Origin of the sequence: Occallatibacter riparius (genome assembly GCF_025264625.1) — a bacterium.
GTDB lineage: Bacteria > Acidobacteriota > Terriglobia > Terriglobales > Acidobacteriaceae > Telmatobacter > Telmatobacter riparius.
Map to the genome: position 1 here is coordinate 4,779,500 of NZ_CP093313.1, position 18,958 is coordinate 4,798,457.

Here is an 18,958-nt window from a genome sequence, read left to right on the forward strand (position 1 = left end):
CCACCTCAACGCCGCGCTACAATCCGCGACGCAATCAGCAGCGGCACAATCGCCAGCCACGATGCCACCGGCACCGCGAGAAACGCAAATGTGGTGTGGCGGCCTGGTCCGCTCATCGCTGCCGCTCCATAGATCCCCAGCGAGCAGACCATGATCACCAGCGCCGAGCCGCGCATCGAGTTCGCAATCCCCGTCGGCACTCGCTCCGCGCTTCGTTCCGCAAGCAACAGACCCGCGAACGGCGACAGCACCCACACCGCGAACAATGCCCTCAGCAACACGGATGCATTATGCCGGCCCGCATACACCGTGAAGCACAGCGAACCAACGGCGCCGACCCACAATCCTGCGCGCACCATCGCGCGCAATGTTTCGCCGGCCTTCATCGAGCGTTTCGGCGAGTTGCATGCTCGCTCAGCGTGTCATCCCGCCACAGCGCCACTCCGCCCAGCAGGCCGGTCTCATTCGACACCACCGTCACATCGTCCGGCAGCTTGAACTCGATCTTCTTCGTGTTCCCGCCGCCCAGGTAGAGACGATCCCAATTGAACGTATTCCGCAACTGATCGATCATCTCCAGCACGTACTTGTTCCAGCGCTTCTTGCCGTACTTGTCCAGCCCGCGCCGCCCAATGTAGTCCTCGTACGTGAACTTCTTCCACGGATGATGCCCCAACTCCATCGCCACCAGCCGCCCGGACGTATACACGGCATTTCCCATGCCCGTCCCCAGCGTGATGACCATCTCGATCCCATCGCCCTTGATCGCACCATAGCCCTGGATCGCTGCGTCGTTCGCCACGCGCACCGGCTTCTTCCAGCGCTTTTCCAACTCGAGCTGCAAATGGAATCCACTCCACGTGGGGTGCAGGTTGAATGCGCTCATCGTCACCCCGCGCTTCACCACGCCAGGAAATCCCACCGACACGCGATCGAAGTTCGGCAGCAACTCCCGCAGCTTGTCGAGCTCCTTCATTACCGCGTTCGCCGTTGGAATCGCCGGCGTCGGTATGCGCTCCCGCTCACTCACCGGGTTTCCGGCCGCGTCCAGCAGCATGGCCTTCAATCCCGATCCGCCAATGTCGATTGCCAGGGTGATTGGTCCGAGAGATTTCGTCGAGAGTGCCTGCGAGGCAGCAGTGGGCTTGGCCGAAGCTTTAGGTTTCATCACCCGGAATTGTATCGAATGAGGGATAGGGAGAGGCGAACGAGGGAGAGAAAAGTAATCGCCTTTGCCTTTGTTTTTCTTTCTGTCATTCCCGGAGGGAATCTGCTTTTCGTCTTTCTGATGTTGGAACTCCGCCCTTGCGGCTTCTTTCTGCCGCAAGGGTGGGAAAGCACGACCGCATTACGGCCAAGAATGGCGGCGAAGCCGCAGTTGGCCGCACCGCAGGTGCCTACTAAACTGGACTTTGCCCTTCATGCCTCTCTACTGCGAAGTCGCGCTGCCCGTCCCGCTGGACCGCACCTTCACCTACGCGGCCCCCGACGGCCAATATCCGCAGCGCGGCTCCCGCGTCATCGCCCCCTTGCGCAATGAGAAGCTCATCGGCGTCGTCATGAGCGTCAGCAACACCGCGCCTGCCGACTTCGAAGCCCGCTATCTCGAAGCCGTACTGGATCAAACTGCAGACCAGAGCCTCGAGTCCAGCGCCGAAGCCGAACCGCTCCTCAGCGAAGCCCTTCTCTCCCTCGCCGAATGGATCGCGCAATATTACCTCGCCCCCATCGGCGAAGTCCTCCGCGGCATGTTGCCTCTCATGGCCGAGGTCAGCCGCACCGTCTACTACCGCATCACCGACCTCGGCCGCGACATCCTCGCCAACTCGCTCGAAAACCAGTCCGGCATCCCCTTCGCGAACAAGACCGCCAATCCGCGCAAGCCTGCGAAGAACGACAACACCGGCGAAGAACAAAACACGCCGCGCCGCATCCTCGAGCGCCTCGCCTCCGGTGATCCCGTCAAAGTCTCCACGCTGCGCACCGCCTCCGGCGCGTCTCTCTCCGATCTCGCCGCCCTCGTCCGCAAAAAATGGATCGCGCGCGAAACCGCCGCCGCCGAGCGCGACGCACGTCGCACCGAGCGCTTCGCCGTCCTCATTCCTGAAGCGCGCCTGCCCGCTCTCTCTACGAACCAGCAAGCCATCCTCGCCGAGCTCGCCGCCTGCGGTGGCGAAATCCCCATCCTCGAGCTGCGCAAACGCGGACTCTCCAATGCCACACTGCAAACCCTCGTCCGGCGCGGCCTGGTCCGCATCGACGAACGCGCTGCCGCCTTCCGCCTCGGCGGCATCGAGCGCTCCAGCCCGCCCATCCGCCTCAACGAGTCGCAAACAGAAGCACTCGCCTCCATCGCTTCCGCACTCGGCGCATTCCACCCCTTCCTGCTTCACGGCGTCACTGGATCAGGCAAGACCGCAGTCTACCTCGCCGCCATGCAGCGCGCGCTCGATCGCAACCTTGCCTCCATCCTCCTCGTCCCCGAAATCGGCCTCACGCCGCAGACCGCCGGCCTCCTCGACGCCGCCTTCGGCAGCAAGGTCGCCCTGCTTCATTCCGCACTCACGCCTGAAGAACGCAGCGAGCAGTGGCGCCGCATACGCAACGGAGACGCGCCCATCGTCGTAGGCACGCGCTCCGCAATCTTCGCGCCCGTGCCCCACCTTGGCCTCATCCTCGTCGATGAAGAGCACGACCAGAGCTACAAGCAGGAAGAGACCCCGCGCTACAACGCACGCGACGTGGCCGTCATGCGCGCCAAGTTCGCCAACGCCGTCGTCGTCCTCGGCTCCGCCACGCCCTCACTTGAAACCTGGCACAACTCCGAGCAGTCGAAGTACAAGCGCATCGAAATGCGCGAGCGCGTCAATCAGCGCCCGCTGCCCGAAGTTGAGCTAGTCGATATGCGCGGCGAGTTCCAGCAGACCGGCCAGGAAAATCTCTTCTCGCGCTCGCTTATCCAGCAAACGCAGGCCGCCCTCGAACGCGGCGAGCAGGCCATCATTCTCCTCAACCGCCGTGGCTATTCCTTCGCCGTCATGTGCCGCGCCTGCGGAGCCAAGCTCGAGTGCCAGAACTGCGCCATCGCCCTCACCCATCACAAGCCGCCCGCCGAAGGCGAGCTCGCGCGTGAAGGCCAGCGCCTCGAATGCCACTACTGCGGCTACCGGCGCACCGTTCCAGCGCGCTGTCCGCAATGCGACTCCGAGCACCTCTACTACCTCGGCGCAGGCTCGCAGCAGGGCGAAGAACGTCTCACTGAAATCTTTCCCACTGCCCGCATCGGCCGCATGGATCGCGACACCGTGCGCGGCCGCCACGATCTTGAACGCCTGCTCTCCCGCCTGCACTCCGGCGAAATCAATCTCCTCGTCGGCACGCAGATGATCGCCAAAGGCCACGACATCCACGGCGTCACGCTCGTAGGCGTCGTTGGTTGCGATCACGCGCTTTCCATGCCCGACTTCCGTGCCGCCGAGCGCGTCTTCCAGCTCATGACCCAGGTCTCAGGCCGCGCCGGCCGCGGCGAACTCCCCGGCCGCGTCGTCGTGCAGACCTACCACCCCGACCACTACGCCATCCTCGCCGCCGCCAAGCACGACTATGCCGCCTTCATCGAGAAGGAACTCAAGTATCGCCGCTGGATGCACTACCCGCCCTTTGGCGTCCTCGCCAACGTGCTCATCCAGTCACCCAAACTTGAAGAAGCCGCCAACTGGTCTGCGATCCTCGGCAAATGGTTCCAGCAGACCGCCCCGCAAGGCGTACGCGTGCTGGGCCCGTGCACCGCGCCGGTCGCGCGCATCAAGGGCATCTACCGCTTTCACCTGATTCTGAAATCCGTCTCGCGCCAGACACTCAACGGTGTCCTCCGCAGCATGCTCGCCCACGCCGACACCGCCAACATCCCCCGCCGCAACATCACCGTAGACGTAGACGCCCAACGCCTCATGTAACGAGAGGCGCCTTCGTCAGCCCAGTAAGCGGAGTGAGCGGCGTGCCAGTTCCCCCACAGCGCTGTCATCCTGAGCGAAGCGCAGCGGAGTCGAAGGATCTGCAGTTGTCTATGCTCTTGCTTTTCTTGCTGTCATTCCCACACCGACTGCTGTTCCGGCGCCAACTGAATCTACTGCGCCGGCGGCTCCCCCGACTCCGGCACAATCCTCAACTCTCCCCGGAACACCTGGTATTTCTCGAACCGTATGTCATTCACCGCCGTCACAGGGAATTTATCCACCACCTTGAAGACTTCGTAATTCGTCTGCGTCCAGTTGGCGGCGTGAGTTGCGGGTACAAGCATGGTCGAAATTCCCTTCAGAGGAAGAAAGTAGCTCTTGCCTCCTATCTCAATCGGGCCATACTCCACCACGATTCCCGCCCGCGTGATCGGTGCATCCTTCTCGAGCTCTGCCATGATGGTGAGGCGTACAACCTTCCCTGTCTCCGGCTCGACCGCAATCTCACCGTGATACGGTGGAACGGCTTCAAACTCGTTCATTCCGCCGCCGGGCCGCATATAGCAGCACCACTTCAAGTAATACGTCGAGTCGTTCTTGTCGATCGCAAACCGAAGGACCGCAACTTTGCCCGCCGCGCTCCGTTCCCAGCGGCTCCAGCCCACCTTCGATTCGACGATGTCGCGCATTGCGTGAGCGAGGAGCGGCCCAAAGATGCCCTGCATCGTCAGCCCCATTCGCGATGGACGAAAGGTGGCTGCCGATTCCGGATCTTCAGTCACCCAGCCTGCAGGACCGTGCGATCCGCCCCAGCGTTGGTCCTCTTCGGCCTCCATCCAGCCGATGTACTGCACCTGCGCGCTGTTTCGATCGAGAAGGTGAAACACTCCCGGTGTGAAGTATTCCGGGATATTTGCATTCGGAACGTTCTTCGTGTCTTGGAATCGGGTCGTCTTCCGCGTCGCGATGAAGTTCGGCAATCTCTCCGTTTCCCGACCAACAAACTCAACGGCGCGCGTGAGAATCTCACCCTGCACCTTCATCTCCGGAGCGGGATCGGTCGGTATCTCGGCGGCGGGTGGAATCAGGAAGGCCGACGCGTCGGCCAGCGCCAGCAGTGCCATGCGCGACTTATCACCGGGAAGTGCGGCGCTCATCCGTTCAAGCCTGGCAGTGCTCAAGCGTTCCGTGAGCGTAAAGTTCGACAGCCGCGTTGCAATTTTCTTGTCTGAGTCTTTGTGCCAGCCTGACAGTCGCTCCTCGAGCCCTTGAACGCTGACCTTCTCCAGAGCAACAGCCGGAATTCCAATCAGCAGAACGCACAGCAGCAAACCGACCCTTCGCATAAAGGCCCCTCGGATCTACTCATCGGAACGCGCCAGAATCATACCGCAACTGCAATCAAGAGCAACGCTCACGACCGCGCCGGCTTACCGCGCACACGTTCACCCAACTGACGTCCCGAGCCACGCTGCGGTTATTGCGGAGGCTCCAACACTGCAGAATCGGCCAGCTCCGCCAGCACAGCCAACCCCGCTGCTACCACTGCGTCACCTTGAACGGATCAATCCCAGTCAGTTGCGCCAGCCACGCGTTATCAAACGGAACCGGCGTGAACGTCAGGATCAGAATGAGCAGCCCCACCCAATCCGGCAGCACGCGACTTGGCTCAGCGGCTCTTACGCCGGCATCTTCGAATGCCGCATGGCCGAATCGTCAGCATGAAGAGGGCGCCGTTCGCAGTCGTGGTGAGGACGCTGCCCGCCAGCAGCAGGAGAGGAATCCCATGGCACAAACGCTTTGCGCGCACTCGTGGACGGGACGCCCATCCTCGGCAGACGGAACAGCTTCGCCGCTTATTATCCGCGTAGAAGGCACGCCCAGGCACACCCCTGGCACCCCAGTTTGGTGGGCTCTTAGAACCGGCTGCTGGCCCAACCTGGTTTATTCGCCGTTTGCAGGTGTGCTGCCGCCGGAGCTGTCGCCCTCCAGCGCGTGCAGGTCTTTGCCCGGCTTGAATCGGACCGCCTTGCCCGGCGTGATGCTGACTTCGGTCCCCGTGCGCGGATTCCGTCCAATGCCCGTCTTGCGCGCCCGTACGCTGAACACGCCAAATCCCCGCAGCTCGATTCGTTCGCCCGCTGCCAAAGCCTGCTTCAAGCCTTCGAACACCGTATCGACGGCCGCTTCTGCCTTGGTCCGAGGCAGGCCAGTGCGCTCAATCACATGATGAACAATGTCCTGCTTAATCAATGGGGAACCTCGCAATAGCAATTTTCAACCGCACGCTTCAACGCCTTCGCTCGTCCGACTGCTTCGTGCTGGGTCCGGAACGATCTCAGCTCTCGCTGAAATCGGTTCTGAGCTGCCGCTCAAGCGCTCTACCTTAGTGATGCTACAGGTTTTGCGCCGTTTGGGGAACTGCCGAATTTGATCCCTTGCTCGATTTTCTTCCCATTCCTACGTCCCGGCCCCAGCCAGCTCGGTCCCGCGTTGTCTTTGACCGCTAACTCCCGTAGGATGAAAGCACCGACGGTTATCAACCTGTGAAAGCCATTTGACGGCGAACCGGATTACCGCAGCATCCCGCCCTCACAGGCCCACAGCCGCAAAACGTTGCATTTCTTGACCCAGCTCTAAGTTACCCAAATGGCCGAGGCAGGTTCCCAGTTCAGCCTGGTACGGAGTAATGCGTGTCCATAGATAGAACCCCGCAGCCGATTCGCATCGGCGTCCTCGCCGGCGAGGAGATCCGTCTCCAGGGCCTCACCATGATTTTCGAACAGGCCCCCCCTCCCGATCAGCCCCGCCTCCTGCCCGTCTTCGATACCCTCGAAAAGCTGCTTTCGAACCCAGAGGTTGAATACCTGGTAGTCGATCTCAACTCCGCTGACGGCGGCTTTCACACCCTTGAAGTCGTGCGCCGCTCCCGTCCCGCTATGCGCCAGATCGTCATCGGCCCCGACGACGACGACAAGGTCCTCGAAGCCATCATCGCCGGCGCTCGCGCCTACCTCTACTCCTCCGCCACCCCCGAAACCGTCCGCATGGCCATCGACATCGTCGTGAGCGGCTCTATCTGGGCCCCCCGCCGCCTGCTCTCCCGGCTCATCGACGAACTTCTTGGTATTAGCGGCAGCAAGGTGATCGCACCCGGTGCGCAACTTACCGACCGCGAACGCCAGGTCCTGAAGTTAATACTCGAAGCTAAGTCGAATCGCGAAATTGCAGAGGAGCTCGAAATCGAGGAACGCACCGTGAAGGCCCACGTAGGCCGCCTCATGCGCAAGACCGGCGCCGAGAACCGCATCCAGCTGACCACCCGCGCTATGAACCGTTCCCTCCTGCCGGAAGGCCAACACCCCCCTCGCTCCGCCGAAGAAGACTGACCCCCCACGTCTGCTCCTCATCTTGAATCTCCCTGGCGTGCTTCAGCTGTCCGCAAGTCGGTGAAAAGATAACCTTGTCATCCTTAACCGCGGCGAAGGATCTGCTGTTCCCATTCAGCCAACGCGTTCCCGGGAAGCAGGGAAGTACGCATTTTGCGCTGGAGTCCAAGAACCCGCCTAAACCTGGTGGATACCCCGGTTACCTTTGCGGTAACGGCATGGTTACTAAAATCCATTGTCCTTCCGTACTCTTGTTACAAATACCCATCCCCGCGAAACTCATGTCAGAAACAACGCAGATCTGGGGAAAGGAGTTCTCCGGTACGCCGAAGAACTCCTCTTTTTTTTGCCCCGCCACCTCGATCGCGTTTTCCTACTCCCTACTTCCTAATCTCTATTGCCTGCTTTGTCCGCCCCCTGCTGCTTAATAGCTCTCTAGATACCACCCCCTCCCTATTCCCATCACATGGCGGTAGCCTGAAGCAGACAGGACGCCCCGTCCGCGACTTCCTCGCGCCGTTTGCGTCTGTACCTGCAACGCCCCGCCCCTGAGCGGGCCGAAAGGATTTACGAATGAAGAAGCTGCTTGCAACTGTTTCCCTGTGCCTCCTGCTCTCCTGCACCGCCTTCGCCGCTTCTTCCCGCGAGGAGCTGCAGGCGCGCGTTGACTCGGCCAAAGACGTTCTCGATGCCATCATGGGCGCGCAGGACAGCAGCATCCCGGCCAATATCCTCCAGCACGCCACCTGCGTCGGCGTCGTCCCTGGCCTCAAGAAGGGCGCCTTCGTCTTCGGCGGTCAGTACGGCCAGGGCGTCGTGACCTGCCGCACCGGCCATGGCTGGAGCGCCCCCGTCTTCATCCGTATGGCAGGCGGTTCCTGGGGCCTTCAGATCGGCGCGCAGTCCACGGACCTCGTCCTCATCGCCGTGAACAAGCAGGGCTTCCAGGATCTGCTCCGCAATAAGTTCAAGATCGGCGCTGACGCCGCAGCCGCGGCCGGTCCCGTCGGCCGCAACGGACAGGCCGCCACCGACTGGAAGATGAACGCCGAGCTGCTCACCTACTCGCGCAGCAAGGGTCTCTTCGCCGGTATCGATCTTGACGGCACCGTAGTCAGCCAGAACACCGACGACACCCAGCTCTACTTCGGCCGCGAGCTCGGCGCCGATCAGATCCTCACCGGCACGGTCGACGTCCCCGTAGGCGCAGTACCTTTCGTCAAAGACGTGGCCCACCACTTCGTTGCCGCCAAGCGCGGCGAATGATGATTTTCGGCCTGCACGTCTCGAATCGATCGTAGATTCGTCATCCTGAGCCGCAGGCGAAGGACCCGCTTTTCTGGTCTCCGTTCCTCCTAAGACCAACCGTGCCCCATCCTGTCGACTTCTTTCTGTCGACAGGGTGGGAAAGCACGAACCTGACCGCTCGGTTTTGCTCTTCTTTCTGTCATTCCCGTCAGGGAATCTGCTTCTTCTCCCAGCGTTCCGCAGCAATTACACTTGATCTTTACGCATGCAGGAACGCCTCGAATACTGGCTGGTCACGGCCGTCGCGCGCACTCTTGGCCGATTGCCCCGCGGTATCTCCCGCATCCTCGTCCGCATCCTCACCTTCACCTGTTACATAGCGCTGTCCCGCCTCCGCCGCGTCGGCCAGCGCAACCTGGATCTTGCCCTTCCCAAACTCCCGCCCAACACTAAGAAAAAAATCCTGCGCCACGTCTACCGCAATCTCGGCTGGCAACTCGTCGAGTTCTGCCGCATGCCCCGCTACACGCCCGAAAACACCCGCAACTGGATCCGCACCGAGGGCCTCGACCATTACCTCGCCGCCCGCGCCCGCGGCAAAGGCGTGCTCATTCTCACCGGCCACCTCGGCGCATGGGAGCTTTCCAGCTTCTACCACTCCCTCATGGGGTACCCCATGGGCATGGTCATCCGCCGCCTCGACAACCGCGTCCTCGACGAGTACGTCAACGGCATCCGCTGCCTCCATGGCAACCGCGTCCTCCACAAAGACGACTTCGCCCGCGGCCTCCTCACCGCCATGCGCTCCGGCCAGACCGTTGGCATCCTCATGGACACGAACATGACCCCGCCCCAGGGCGAGTTCGTCAAGTTCTTCGGCGTGACTGCCTGCACCGCCTCCGGCCTCGCCCGCGTCGCGCTCAAAACCGGAGCCGCCGTCCTCCCCGGCTTCTGCCTCTGGGAAGAGAAGGAGCAGCAGTACGTCCTTCACTTCGGCCCCGAGCTCGACTTCACCCGCACCCCCAAACCTGAATCAGCCCACGAAGCCGACATCCTCGCGCTCACCCAGCAGTGCAACGACGTCCTCGAATCCTGGATCCGCCGCTACCCCGACCAGTGGCTCTGGATCCACCGCCGCTGGAAAACCCGGGCGCCAGGAGAAGCTGGCGTGTATTGAGTTGTATTCCGAGAGGCCACACTAGATCAAGCGGATCAAGGAATCGGATGAAAGAGAGATTCAGCAGCACCTCGCGCGGTCAAAGGGCGTCTCCGTCGATGACGCCGTTGTCCACATGATCTGGCTGCCGTATGAGTAGATGCGCTATATCGAGGGCGACAGGCACATCACTGGTGGTTTTACGAGAGAGTTCGTTTCCGAGCCTTGGTACTACTGGTATTCATCGATTGCGCGGGAGCTTTTCACGCCCAAGAGGTGGGTGGTTTCGCTGACCGATCCGGTCTGCTGGGATAACGAATCTGATCCTATCCCAGAGGAACGCCTGACGTTGACACTTAACCGAATTGAAAGGGCAGTCCTCAGCAGGGGAAAGCGATGCCGGATTGAGGTCGTCGATGGGGATGACCGAGTCACTATTCGTCAGAAATAACGGTGCGGGCTTGGGTACTCATCCCGTCAACGCCGTAATCTTGTAGTCGAATGAAACTCAGCGACCTAATCGAACGCCTGGGCGGCACACTCGCGCAGGGCAGCCCTGACCACCGCCTCCGCGGCGTCACCTCACCCTCCCGCGCAGGCGCCAATGACATCGTCTTCGCCGAAGACTCCGCTTCCGCCGAAGACGCCCTAGCCAGCAAAGCCGGAGCCGTCGTCCTTCGCAAAGGCCTCGTCGGTTCCTACCCCGCCGCCAAATGCGTCGTCGAAACCCCGCAGCCCCGCCTCTGGTTCGCCCGCGCCGCCAAGCTCCTCAAGCCCGCCCTCCCCGTCGGCGGAGTCCATCCCAGCGCAGTTATCGGCTCCAAGGTCCAGCTTGGTGAAGACGTCACCATCGGTCCCTGTGCCGTCATTGAAGACAACGCCCACGTCGGCGCACGCACCCGCATCGAAGCGGGAGCAGTCATCGGCCGGTGCGTCGACATCGGCGACTACTGCCACATCCACCCACGCGCCGTCCTCTATCCCGGCACCACACTCGGCAACTGGGTCGTCGTGCACGCCGGTGCAGTCCTCGGCGCCGATGGCTTCGGCTACGTCCGCAACCCCCAGAACGGCGCCTACACCCAGTTTCCCCAGCAGGGAACCCTCGTGATCGAAGACGAAGTCGAAATCGGCGCCAACACCACCATCGACCGCGGCGCACTCGCCGAAACCCGCATCCGTCGCGGCGTCAAAATCGACAACCTCGTCCACGTCGGCCACAACTGTGACATCGGCGAAGACGTCATCCTCGTCGCCCTCACCGGCATTTCCGGCTCCAGCACGGTAGGGAAGTCCGCAGTCCTCGCCGGCCAGGTCGGCATTGGCGACCACGCCCACGTTGCCCCCGGAGTCATCCTCGGAGGCCAGTCCGGCGTCTTCAACGGCAAGACCGCCGCCGCCGAGCCCGGCACCGTCCTCTACGGAACCCCCGCCCGCCCCCTCAAGCAGGTCCTCCGCGAACAAGCCGTCCTAGCCCGCCTCGCCAAACGCTCCAAGCCGAGCGACCGTAGTAACTAACTGTGACCTACGAACTACGAACTGTGAACTTTAAAGCTGTCTCAAAGCGCGACACTCCACACCACCGTCATTAAAGTCCCCGCCCCACCCGCCGATAACCTCCCTATCCGCGAAGGGAGGACCCCCATGGACATCGGCCCGGTAAACGCCATCCGTCCCGTCCAGGCGGTCCGCCCTTCGCCTCCTGGTTCCGGCAACAACCCCGACCTCACCGGCGTCTTCGCCACCGAGTTCCGTCACCAGCAGCGCGACGACTCCTACTCCCCCAGCCGCAACCCCTCCCGCGGCCTCGAAGACGAAGACGACGACCTCGACCCCGAACCAGCCAACGAAACCACACCCGAGTTCAGGCTATCCCCATCCTCCAACTCCATCAGCTTCTTCGCCTGATATTCCCCGTCGCCCGTTTTTAGGCAACAATAGACAAGTGAAGCGTTCCGGCACCGCCGATCTCCCCCTCCACGGCGGACGTGTCCCCCAATGGCTCGCCACCCGCATGACCGAGCTCGGCACCGCCATCACCGAGCAGATCGTCCTCCACTACGGCCCGTCGGAATTCCTCTCCCGCCTCAGCGACCCCTTCTGGTTCCAGGCCTTCGGCGCCGTCATGGGCATGGACTGGCACTCCTCCGGAATCACCACCTCCGTCATGGGTGCGCTCAAGCGCGGCCTCAACCCGCGTCTCTCCGAACTCGGCTTCCAGATCTGCGGCGGCCGCGGCCGTCACTCTAAGCGAACCCCCGATGAACTCCGCGACTTCTCCGCCCGCAGCGGCCTCGACGGCAACACTCTCGCCCGCACCAGCCGCCTCACCGCCCGCATCGACAACAACGCCATCGCCGACGGCTTCCAGCTCTACCTGCACACCTTTGTCATCCACACCTCCGGCGAGTGGTCCGTCATCCAGCAGGGCATGAACGACGCCACCGGCCTCGCCCGCCGCTACCACTGGCATTCGCCCGCGGTGCGCGACTTCGTCCACGACCCGCACACCGCCATCCTCGGCCGTCCCCAGGGCGAAATCCTCAACCTCGTCGATTCCCGCGCCACCTCTGCCCAGCAAGCCCTGCTCACCATCGCCGGCCAGCCCGTCCAGGCCTCAATCGACGAAGCCCGCCGACTCGTCATGCCGCGCCATCACGACGTTCGCGCCGAAGATGTCGACCTCAAGCGACTCGGCGCAGTCCTCGCCGTGGCGCACGAACAGGACCTCCGCGATTTTGCCTCTCTGCTTCTGGTCGAAGGCCTCGGTCCGCGTACCCTGCAGTCGCTCGCTCTCATCGCGGAAGTCGTCCACGGCGCGCCCAGCCGATTCTCCGATCCCGCGCGCTTCTCCTGGGCCCATGGAGGCAAAGACGGGCACCCGTTCCCTGTGCCCCTCAAGACTTACGACGAATCCCTCGCCGTGCTTCGCCGCTCGCTCGACGCAACCCGTCTCGGCCACACGGAGAAGTCAGAAGGCTTCCGGCGCCTCGACAAGCTCACTCGCGCCGTCGAGCAGAACCGCGATCCGCTCGCCGACTTCACCGCCGCCCTCGAGCACGAGCGAGAGATCTCACCCTCGCTCAACGGCCGCACAGTATTCGACGACCGCCGCAGCGCGCGCCGCAAGCCCGCCGATCCGCAGTTGCCGCTATTCCCTGCTCAAGGCTTCGACACGACATAGCGGCGCATGAGCGACTCCAGATCATCCCACACGTACGCATGCTCCATCAGCGGAGCGCCGCCAATCTCGATTTGCTTGGCGCGCACAAAGTGTGCTCCCAAGCGCGTGTAGAACGTCTTCGCCGGATTCCTCGCCAGAACCCACACCGCCATCTTCCGCAGTCCGCGACGCCTAAGCGCGTGAGCCAGTTCGCGCACCAGGTCCTTCCCGATCCTGGCCCGCTGCTCCTCCTGCAGCAGGTACACAGCGTAGAGCTCTCCATCGCATTGTTGGGTGCGGTCCCTGCATCTCCCGCCCATGATGAATCCAACAATCAGCCCCTCGCGTTCGGCTACGAAGGTGTCGTAGTCACCCCCGAGAAGATCCTGCCACAACTGCGTGCGGTCTGGCTCGTCCAGAGCATCCAGGTAAGCATCGGGAACGATTCCCTTGTAGGTGGTGCGCCAGCTCTGTACATGCACGTGCGCGATCCCAGCCGCGTCGTCCGGCTCCGCCTTACGAATGAGGATCATGGTACCGGTAATCTAGCACCAATTCTGCGCCAGCTCTTGTGACGTTAGTCTCTCAAGTGTGGTGACCTGAGCACCTGATCACGATTACCAGGTCAGCCTGATGACCCGACCATCTGACCACCTGATCACCCGATCACTTAGCCAGTAGCACTAACCAGTGATCACTCGTACCTAAGCGCCTCAGCCGGCAGAATCCGCGAAGCCGCCACCGACGGATACAGCGTAGCCAGCAGCGACACCCCAATCGACACCGCCGCCACAATCACGCCATCGATTACCCGCGGCGCAAATGGCAGCGTGTCGATCGAGTACACCTCGGCCGACAGATGAATGAAGTGATAGTGCCCGCCTGCCCACGACGCGATATACCCCATCACCAGCCCCGCCAATGTGCCCACCACAGAGATCAGGAAGCCCTGCAGCAGAAAAATCCTCCGCACCTGCATTGGATCGACGCCGAAGCTCATTAACACGGCGATATCGCGCGTCTTCTCCATCACCATCATGGTCAGCGCAATCAGAATGTTCAGCGCCGCCACCACCACAATCAGCGTGATGATGATGAACGTCACCACCTGCTCCAGCCGCAACGCGCGGAACAACTCGCGGTTCTGTTCCATCCAGTTGTTGGTCATGAAGCCTTTGCCCGCGGCCTGCTCAATCGCGCGTCCCACCTCCGGCGCGCGGTTCAGGTTGTCGACCTTGAAGCTGATCACGCTCAGCAAATCCGGCTCATCGAACAGCCTTTGCGCATCCGCCAGGCGTATAAAGCCCCAACTCGCGTCGTACTGATAAAAGCCCGAGTGGAAAGTCCCCGCCAGCCGGAACGGCACCATCTTGGGTATCTGCCCATACGGAGTCATCTCGCCCTGCGGACTGATGAGAATAATGCGATCGCCGATCGTCGCTCCAACTGTCTCGGCCAGGTCTGATCCCAGCACAATCGGCTGCAGATCGCCTGGCTTCGGAGTAGTTCCTTCCGGCAGCGGCTGCAACGCCGCAACGGACCCCGGTGTCGCCTGCTTCAGCAGGCTGCTCACCGTAATCTCCTGGTCCGGCAAAACGCCCTCAATCAGCGCACCGCCATCCCGCGCTCCCCGCGCCACGAGTACCTGCTCATACAATCCTGGAGAAGCCGCCGTCACATGCGGTACCTTCCGGAGCCGCTCCAGCAGCGGCCGCCAGTCGCGGATGCCGTCGCCCTCCACGCGCATCAACTGCACGTGTGCACTCGTGTCCACCAGACGATCCTGCAGGTCGCGCCGCATCCCGTTCGTGATCGCCAATGCGATGATCAATGCCGCCACGCCCGCAGCCACGCCGGCAATCGAGATGGACGTGACCACGCCCACTACCGCCTGCCTGCGCTTGGCCCGCAGATACCGCGCCGCAACGAACAGTTCAAACCGCATCGTTCAACCTTTGTCGGATCATCAACTGAGTTGTCATCCTGAGCGAAGTTGGCGCGCTTTTCGCCAACGAAGTCGAAGGATCTGCGGTTGTTTGTTCTTCGGATCGCTCCATCATCAGCTCCGGAGAATTTACTTCCCCTCGCCCGCCGACATAAACACCGTCTTCGCCAACCCCACATTCTCATGCCGGTCATACACGCGCACCGCTAACAGATGCTCGCCCGTCTTGCCATTGAACGCGGCCTCCGGAATGCGGAAGTCATAATGCTCGCGCTTCGAATCCGACAGCGCGCCCACCGGCTCCACATACTGCCACGGACCCGCATCCAGCGAGTACTCGGCCTTCACCACCGCCGACATCACATCCTCAGCATCGAACGTCACCTGTGCTGCGCAAGGCGCCTTCGCGCACGGAGCCGTCTCTGCGGCGTGCAACGCCGTAATCACCGGCGGAGTGGTGTCCACTTCAAATCGGTCGCTGATCTTCTCGCCCATCAAAGCATCGGCCGGTGTATGCGAAGGCGCATCGCTCGCAACCACCCTCATCTGGTACCCGCCGTCGGGAATCAGCGTCTGGTCGAAGCTGTATGCCTTCTCCGTAATGTTGTCCTTCAGCAACCGCCACACGTGCTCGCCGTCCCCGCGCAGATAGAGCGCATACGTGAGGTCGTCGCCGTTGTCGTCATGCGCGGCCCATCGCGCCGTAACTGCGGTCCGGTCCTTCGTTGCCGTAATCGAACTCGCCGCGCTGCCGCCATCGAATGAAACGCTCGCCGCTGCCTGGTTTGAGGGCAGGGAAATGTTCACCGTTTGCGCCTGCCCGCTCTGCTGCGCCTGGGGCGTCATCCGCGCGCCTGGAACCACAACCACATCCTCAACCACCGGTGCGGCATTCACCGCGAGATAGTTCACACCCACGCCGCTCAGCGTGCCGCCCTGGTGCAGCACAGCCTTCCATTGCAGAAAACGTCCCGCCGGCGAAGCCACCGTGCCCGCATTCAACGGTTGCCAGTCACTCCAACCGCGCACCGGCTGCTCCACATTGCCGCTGCGTGTCATCAGGTCATAGCCCGTAGACCCCGGCTCAATCTCCACGCGTCCGAACCGCGCCAGCGCGCCGGCATCCAGCACATCGCTCAGATACTCGTGCTTCTCCGGTGCGCCAAACTCAACCATCTTGCCGGTGTTTCCTGTCGCAATCAGAATCGCCCCGTGCGCTCCCGCTGTCATCGCCAGACCCTGCTGCGCATCCAGATGCCCCACATCGGCGTAATCCCCGTTCTCCTGGATGCGGAACACGCGCCCGCGATTTCCCGTCAACGCCAGCAGCCCGTCCGGCCGCGCCGCCAGCGCATACACAACCTCATCCTTGCCCGTCCATATCTTGCGCGGTGCCTGGCCTTCCTTCAGCGCGTAAACCTCCGTGCCCTCGGGAGCAGACGTGCTCGCATTCGCCGCCTGCAGCGATCCCGGCTGCACCACCGTGAACGTCACCACGCCCGTACCCTGGACCGGCAGCGGCGGCAGCGGATTGCGTGACTTGTCCCCAACGCTCGCCGCGTAAATGGTTCCATCCGCACCAATCGCAAGCGCCGGAATCTCCCTTCGCGGCGCGTCGAACAGCACGTATCCCTTGCCCTCGGGACTGATGCGATACACCAGCCCGCTGCCATCCGACCCCGCAATCAGGTTGCCCTTCGCATCCCATGCGAGGCAGCGAATATGAGGCTCATCGCTTTTGAAGAACAGCTCCGGCGTCGCGCCGCTCTTGGCCGCATCCACGCGATACACAGCCCCCGGCCCACCCGTTGCGATATACAACCGCCCCCCTGAGTCGAACGTCATGTCCCAAACGTAGTGCGACTTCGACTGATCCTTCGCGGCCGACTTATCATCATCGCCTTCAGCCTTCGCAGCTTCCGCACCCGGCACTTTCGCAGGATCGAAAACAACTGTCGCGCTCGCCTCATCCTGCTTTGTCGACGCGTTCGCGCTCAGCTTGTACACCTTGCCGCTCGGCATCGTCGCAGCGTACAGCGCGCCATCCGGCCCCAGCCGCACCGCCTGCACGCTCAGGTCTTTCGTTTCAAAAAGAGTGAACGGCTTGCCGTCAGCGCCCACGCGCAGCACCGTCGCCGGTGAGCCGGTTCCCAGGTACGCCGTCCCATTCTTGTCCGCGGCCACAGACCAAACGAACGTCGAAGGCGTAGTCGCAATCTCTTTTAGTCCCGGCCCCTCGCGCAGACTGCCATCGCTGGCCAGAGCCACACCCTGCGGCGTGCCCTTCTCGAACTCCTCCAGGCGCGACTGCGTCCACAGATGAGTCCCCTGCGCCCTGGCCGGCGTCAATCCGGCGACACAGGCAAGAAAGGCCGCACCTGCGGCCACCACAATTTTGTAAGGAATGCGGGTGAGACGGGCTGCTATCACCATGCTGCTGTTGAGTCTACTAAACGGAAGCGGCACGCTGCAGGAAGCCTCGGAGTGAGTTCAGGTGATCTGACCACCTGTACACCTGATCACCGGGCGCGTCAGCGCCCGCCCCGGAACTGAATAATCCTCCGCCGATCGCGCTTGCTCGGCCGGCGCTCCGGCAGAGGCATGAACTCCTGCATCGCCTTCCGCTCCGCAGCAGCCTTCTCGCGCGCATCCTTGCTGGCATCGGTTTCGCGATACAGCGTATGCGCCACCGCGGCGGGCCCGCGCATCTCGCTCAGCCCCAGCACCTCGACTTCGTAGTCGCCGCCCTCAGTCTTGATCTGCAGCATGTCGCCGGCCTTCACATCGCGCGCCGGTTTGGCCTCTGTCCCATGCGACTTGATCCGCCCCAGATCGCAAGCCTTCGCAGCCATCGCGCGCGTCTTGAAGAACCGCGCCGCCCACAGCCACTTATCCATGCGCACAGAAGTCAGCGATGTATTCACTAGCGCCTAATCCCTAATGCCTGCTTCTCTCAGTTGGAGAGCACCGCCCGATACCGAACCTTGTTCTTCTTCACCCGCTCGATGGCCTCATTCACCTTGCCCATCGCGAAGCGTTCGGTCTGCGCCTTCAACCCATGCCGTGCGGCCACATCCAGCATCTCGCGGATACGGTGCGGCGGCCCGATCGGGCTTCCCGTAATCGTGCGCACACCCGAAATCATCGGGAACGCATGCACACTCACCGGCGCCGGCGGAACACCCACAAAGCACAGCGTTCCATTGGGCCGCAGCGCCTGCATGTAAATGCTCCAGTCTTGATCGGCGTTCACCGTGCTCAAAATGAAATCGAACGTACAGGCCAGGTCCTTCAGTGCCCTTGTCTCGCGCGTATTCACAAACCGGTGAGCTCCCAGCGCGCGCGCCTCTTCCTCTTTCGCGGCCGACGTCGAAAACGCCGTCACTTCCGCTCCAAACACCTTCGCAAACTGGATCCCCAGATGCCCCAGTCCTCCAATGCCGATCACGCCCACGCGCGACGAAGGATTGATGCCGTGACTGCGCAGCGGATTGTAGACCGTGATCCCCCCGCACAGCAGCGGAGCCGTGTTCTCGCTCTCCAGCGCCTCGGGAATCGGCATGACAAACCGGGCGTTCGCGCGCACTCGGTCCGCATAGCCTCCATGCCGGCGGACACAGGTAGCCTCCGACTTCAGGCAAAGGTTCTCCAGGCCCTTGGTACACCACTCGCACTCGCCGCACGAGTTCGACTGCCACCCCAGCCCCACGCGCTGACCCATCTTCAGGTCGCGCACCTCGGAGCCAACCAGCTGAATCTTCCCTACAATCTCGTGCCCCGGAATAAACGGAAACTGGCTGATCCCCCAATCGTTCGAAATCAGATGAAGATCGCTATGGCATATGCCGCAATGGGAAATCGCAATCTCTACTTCGTGTGCCCCCAGCGGACCGGGATCGTAACGAAACGGCAGAAGTTCGGCTCCTGCTGCGTGAGCTGCTAATCCTTGAATATTGGACATGTCTCTGGATCCTCACTGGGGGTTTAAGTGTGCGGGATGGCCGCGGCTATCCTGGCCTTCCTTAACACAAAGCCACACTGCTCAAAAAAACTTAACCGCTATTTGTATGCCTGTACAGCAGAACCAGATTCATGTCCCAC

General features: G+C 62.2%; 16 protein-coding genes. 7 read left to right on the forward strand and 9 right to left on the reverse strand.

Annotation, left to right across the window (positions count from 1 at the left end; translation table 11 throughout):
• Nucleotides 1–5: 5 nt before the first annotated feature.
• Together MOP44_RS19405 and MOP44_RS19410 are read right to left on the reverse strand one after the other, a co-directional pair.
• Nucleotides 6–386 (reverse strand): hypothetical protein, encoded by a 381-nt coding sequence (locus tag MOP44_RS19405; protein ID WP_260791904.1) that lies wholly within the window; start codon nucleotides 384–386, stop codon nucleotides 6–8.
• Nucleotides 383–1,168: an ROK family protein gene (locus tag MOP44_RS19410; RefSeq protein WP_260791905.1), complete on the reverse strand. Its 786-nt coding sequence runs from the start codon at nucleotides 1,166–1,168 to the stop codon at nucleotides 383–385. Before MOP44_RS19410 ends, MOP44_RS19405 begins: the two co-directional genes overlap by 4 nt.
• Nucleotides 1,169–1,421: 253 nt before the next feature.
• Here MOP44_RS19410 and priA point away from each other — a divergent pair, with 253 nt between their 5' ends.
• The gene (gene priA, locus MOP44_RS19415; protein ID WP_260791906.1) at nucleotides 1,422–3,956 is read left to right on the forward strand and encodes a replication restart helicase PriA; all 2,535 of its coding nucleotides are present in this window, start codon (nucleotides 1,422–1,424) and stop codon (nucleotides 3,954–3,956) included.
• A gap of 170 nt (nucleotides 3,957–4,126) precedes the next feature.
• Here the strand turns inward: priA and MOP44_RS19420 are convergent, their stop codons facing one another.
• A complete protein-coding gene (locus MOP44_RS19420) occupies nucleotides 4,127–5,302 on the reverse strand; it encodes a hypothetical protein (RefSeq protein WP_260791907.1) in 1,176 nt (391 codons plus the stop codon).
• A gap of 598 nt (nucleotides 5,303–5,900) precedes the next feature.
• Nucleotides 5,901–6,209: an HU family DNA-binding protein gene (locus MOP44_RS19425; RefSeq protein ID WP_260791908.1), complete on the reverse strand. Its 309-nt coding sequence runs from the start codon at nucleotides 6,207–6,209 to the stop codon at nucleotides 5,901–5,903.
• 440 nt (nucleotides 6,210–6,649) lie between these two features.
• Here MOP44_RS19425 and MOP44_RS19430 point away from each other — a divergent pair, with 440 nt between their 5' ends.
• From MOP44_RS19430 to MOP44_RS19455, 6 genes are all read left to right on the forward strand, one after another.
• Nucleotides 6,650–7,345: a response regulator transcription factor gene (locus tag MOP44_RS19430; RefSeq protein ID WP_260791909.1), complete on the forward strand. Its 696-nt coding sequence runs from the start codon at nucleotides 6,650–6,652 to the stop codon at nucleotides 7,343–7,345.
• Nucleotides 7,346–7,918: 573 nt separating this feature from the next.
• The gene (locus MOP44_RS19435) at nucleotides 7,919–8,611 is read left to right on the forward strand and encodes a lipid-binding SYLF domain-containing protein (RefSeq protein ID WP_260791910.1); all 693 of its coding nucleotides are present in this window, start codon (nucleotides 7,919–7,921) and stop codon (nucleotides 8,609–8,611) included.
• Between the two features lie 247 nt (nucleotides 8,612–8,858).
• Nucleotides 8,859–9,770, forward strand: a complete 912-nt coding sequence (locus MOP44_RS19440; protein WP_260791911.1) for a lysophospholipid acyltransferase family protein — start codon at nucleotides 8,859–8,861, stop codon at nucleotides 9,768–9,770.
• A gap of 480 nt (nucleotides 9,771–10,250) precedes the next feature.
• Complete coding sequence (gene lpxD, locus MOP44_RS19445; protein ID WP_260791912.1) at nucleotides 10,251–11,267, forward strand: UDP-3-O-(3-hydroxymyristoyl)glucosamine N-acyltransferase; 1,017 nt, start codon at nucleotides 10,251–10,253, stop codon at nucleotides 11,265–11,267.
• A 126-nt stretch (nucleotides 11,268–11,393) separates the two neighbouring features.
• Complete coding sequence (locus tag MOP44_RS19450; RefSeq protein WP_260791913.1) at nucleotides 11,394–11,657, forward strand: hypothetical protein; 264 nt, start codon at nucleotides 11,394–11,396, stop codon at nucleotides 11,655–11,657.
• Between the two features lie 37 nt (nucleotides 11,658–11,694).
• Nucleotides 11,695–12,933: a DUF763 domain-containing protein gene (locus MOP44_RS19455; protein WP_260791914.1), complete on the forward strand. Its 1,239-nt coding sequence runs from the start codon at nucleotides 11,695–11,697 to the stop codon at nucleotides 12,931–12,933.
• On the opposite strand, the gene MOP44_RS19460 is transcribed toward MOP44_RS19455, so the two are convergent.
• From MOP44_RS19460 to MOP44_RS19480, 5 genes are all read right to left on the reverse strand, one after another.
• Nucleotides 12,912–13,445: a GNAT family N-acetyltransferase gene (locus MOP44_RS19460; RefSeq protein ID WP_260791915.1), complete on the reverse strand. Its 534-nt coding sequence runs from the start codon at nucleotides 13,443–13,445 to the stop codon at nucleotides 12,912–12,914. The two genes, MOP44_RS19455 and MOP44_RS19460, sit on opposite strands and share 22 nt — an antisense overlap.
• A 161-nt stretch (nucleotides 13,446–13,606) precedes the next feature.
• Nucleotides 13,607–14,857, reverse strand: a complete 1,251-nt coding sequence (locus tag MOP44_RS19465; protein ID WP_260791916.1) for an FtsX-like permease family protein — start codon at nucleotides 14,855–14,857, stop codon at nucleotides 13,607–13,609.
• 129 nt (nucleotides 14,858–14,986) lie between these two features.
• A complete protein-coding gene (locus MOP44_RS19470) occupies nucleotides 14,987–17,290 on the reverse strand; it encodes a hypothetical protein (RefSeq protein ID WP_260791917.1) in 2,304 nt (767 codons plus the stop codon).
• Nucleotides 17,291–17,388: 98 nt separating this feature from the next.
• On the reverse strand, nucleotides 17,389–17,754 hold the full coding sequence (locus MOP44_RS19475; RefSeq protein ID WP_260791918.1) for an RNA-binding S4 domain-containing protein: 366 nt from the start codon (nucleotides 17,752–17,754) through the stop codon (nucleotides 17,389–17,391).
• A 56-nt stretch (nucleotides 17,755–17,810) separates the two neighbouring features.
• Nucleotides 17,811–18,818: an NAD(P)-dependent alcohol dehydrogenase gene (locus MOP44_RS19480; protein WP_260791919.1), complete on the reverse strand. Its 1,008-nt coding sequence runs from the start codon at nucleotides 18,816–18,818 to the stop codon at nucleotides 17,811–17,813.
• Between the last annotated feature and the right edge of the window lie 140 nt (nucleotides 18,819–18,958).

Bases quoted from the DNA above. Each gene is read 5' to 3' on its own strand.
- MOP44_RS19465 (WP_260791916.1), bottom strand. From the start codon at position 14,857: ATGCGGTTTGAACTGTTCGTTGCGGCGCGGTATCTGCGGGCCAAGCGC.
- MOP44_RS19435 (WP_260791910.1), top strand. From the start codon at position 7,919: ATGAAGAAGCTGCTTGCAACTGTTTCCCTGTGCCTCCTGCTCTCCTGC.
- MOP44_RS19470 (WP_260791917.1), bottom strand. From the start codon at position 17,290: ATGGTGATAGCAGCCCGTCTCACCCGCATTCCTTACAAAATTGTGGTG.
- MOP44_RS19460 (WP_260791915.1), bottom strand. From the start codon at position 13,445: ATGATCCTCATTCGTAAGGCGGAGCCGGACGACGCGGCTGGGATCGCG.
- MOP44_RS19480 (WP_260791919.1), bottom strand. From the start codon at position 18,818: ATGTCCAATATTCAAGGATTAGCAGCTCACGCAGCAGGAGCCGAACTT.
- MOP44_RS19410 (WP_260791905.1), bottom strand. From the start codon at position 1,168: ATGAAACCTAAAGCTTCGGCCAAGCCCACTGCTGCCTCGCAGGCACTC.
- lpxD (WP_260791912.1), top strand. From the start codon at position 10,251: ATGAAACTCAGCGACCTAATCGAACGCCTGGGCGGCACACTCGCGCAG.
- MOP44_RS19405 (WP_260791904.1), bottom strand. From the start codon at position 386: ATGAAGGCCGGCGAAACATTGCGCGCGATGGTGCGCGCAGGATTGTGG.
- MOP44_RS19420 (WP_260791907.1), bottom strand. From the start codon at position 5,302: ATGCGAAGGGTCGGTTTGCTGCTGTGCGTTCTGCTGATTGGAATTCCG.
- MOP44_RS19440 (WP_260791911.1), top strand. From the start codon at position 8,859: ATGCAGGAACGCCTCGAATACTGGCTGGTCACGGCCGTCGCGCGCACT.
- priA (WP_260791906.1), top strand. From the start codon at position 1,422: ATGCCTCTCTACTGCGAAGTCGCGCTGCCCGTCCCGCTGGACCGCACC.
- MOP44_RS19450 (WP_260791913.1), top strand. From the start codon at position 11,394: ATGGACATCGGCCCGGTAAACGCCATCCGTCCCGTCCAGGCGGTCCGC.
- MOP44_RS19475 (WP_260791918.1), bottom strand. From the start codon at position 17,754: ATGGATAAGTGGCTGTGGGCGGCGCGGTTCTTCAAGACGCGCGCGATG.